This is a genomic window from Methylobacterium dankookense, assembly GCF_902141855.1.
Taxonomy (GTDB): Bacteria; Pseudomonadota; Alphaproteobacteria; order Rhizobiales; family Beijerinckiaceae; genus Methylobacterium; species Methylobacterium dankookense.
Map to the genome: position 1 here is coordinate 1 of NZ_CABFVH010000110.1, position 1,939 is coordinate 1,939.

Consider the following 1,939-nt stretch of genomic DNA (forward strand, 5'->3'; position numbering starts at 1 on the left):
CGCTCTGGGAGGATCTCCTGGACCTTTGCGACGATGGCGGCGGCGTCGAGCCCGGCCTCGGCATACATCCGGTCCGGCGTGTCGTGGTCCTGGTAGGCGTCCGGCAGCGTCATCGTCCGCACCCGCACCCGCAGCGCGTCGAGCACGCCGCGATCCGACAGCAGGTGCAGAACCATCGCCCCGAACCCGCCCCGCGAGCCCTCCTCCAGCGTGATCAGAACCTCGTGGCTCGCCGCAAGGTCCAGGATCAGCGCCTCGTCCAGCGGCTTGGCGAAGCGCGCATCCGCCACCGTCACCGCAACGCCCGCATCCGCCAGCTGGTCCGCCGCCTTCAGCGCCTCGGAAAGACGCGTGCCCAGCGACAGCAGCGCCACCCGCGCTCCTTCCGGACGCCGCACGATCCGCCCGCGCCCGATCGCGAGAGCCTCGCCCCGCTCCGGCAGCTCCACGCCCACGCCCTCGCCGCGCGGGTAGCGCAGCGCGATCGGACCCGTATCATGCGCGTGGGCGGTGGCCACCATGTGCACCAGCTCGGCCTCGTCGGCCGCCGCCATCACCGTCATGTTCGGCAGGCAGCACAGATAGGCGAGGTCGAAGGCGCCCGCATGCGTCGCCCCGTCCGCGCCCACCAGGCCGGCCCGGTCCATGCAGAAGCGCACGGGCAGGTTCTGCAAGGCCACGTCGTGGATGACCTGGTCGTAGGCCCGCTGCAGGAAGGTCGAGTAGATCGCAACGAACGGCTTGTAGCCCTCCGTCGCCAGGCCGCCCGCGAACGTCACCGCGTGCTGCTCGGCGATGCCGACGTCGAAGGTCTTGTCCGGATGCGCCTTGCCGAACAGGTCGATGCCCGTGCCCCCCGGCATCGCCGCGGTGATCGCCACCACCTTCGGATCGGCGTCGGCCGCCTTGATCAGGCTCTCGCCGAACACCCGCGTATAGGCCGGCGCGTTCGGCTTGGCCTTGGCCTGGACGCCTGAGAGCACGTCGAACTTCACCACCCCGTGGTAGCGGTCGGCCGAGGCCTCGGCCGGGGCGTAGCCCTTGCCCTTCTGGGTGACCACGTGCAGCAGGATCGGGCCGTGCTCGGCATCGCGCACGTTCTTCAGGACCGGCAGCAGGTGGTCGAGGTTGTGCCCGTCGACCGGGCCGACATAGTGGAAGCCCATCTCCTCGAACATGGTGCCCCCGCCCACCACCAGCGAGCGGGCATATTCCTCGGCCGCGGCCGCGCGCTGGTAGATCGCCTTGGGCAAGAGCTTGCCGAGCTGCTTGGCGGTCTCGCGCAGGGAGCGATAGGTGTCGCCCGACGCCAGCCGGGCGAGATAGGCCGACATGGCGCCCACGGGCGGGGCGATCGACATGTCGTTGTCGTTGAGGATGACGATGAGGCGCGAGTGCAGCGCGCCGGCATTGTTCATGGCCTCATACGCCATGCCCGCCGACATCGAGCCGTCGCCGATCACCGCGATCACGTTGCGGCGCTTCGGCAGCTCGCGGCCGGCGGCCTTGGCTCCCGCCACCTCGAGGTCGCGGGCGACCGCCATGCCGAGGCCCGCCGAGATCGAGGTGGAGGAGTGCGCCGCGCCGAAGGGGTCGTAGACGCTCTCGCTCCGCTTGGTGAAGCCCGACAGGCCGCCGCCCTGGCGCAGGGTGCGGATGCGGTCGCGGCGTCCGGTGAGGATCTTGTGCGGGTAGGCCTGGTGGCCGACATCCCAGATGATGCGGTCGTCGGGGGTGTCGAACACGTGGTGCAGCGCCACCGTCAGCTCGACCACGCCCAGCCCCGAGCCGAGATGACCGCCGGTCACCGAGACCGCGTCGATCATCTCCGCCCGCACCGCCTCCGACACAGCCGGCAGCCGGCTCTCCGGAAGACGCCGCAAAGCCGCCGGCTCCTCAAGACCGTCAAGAATCGACGTCACGCTCTCTCTCTCGGCCA

1 protein-coding gene is annotated in these 1,939 nt (G+C 70.6%); it reads right to left on the bottom strand.

Translation table 11 applies throughout. The annotated features are described in order from the left end of the window. On the bottom strand, positions 1-1,922 hold a 1,922-nt coding region (gene dxs / locus MTDSW087_RS29735), incomplete at its 3' end, for a 1-deoxy-D-xylulose-5-phosphate synthase (RefSeq protein WP_144769381.1). Between the last annotated feature and the right edge of the window lie 17 nt (positions 1,923-1,939).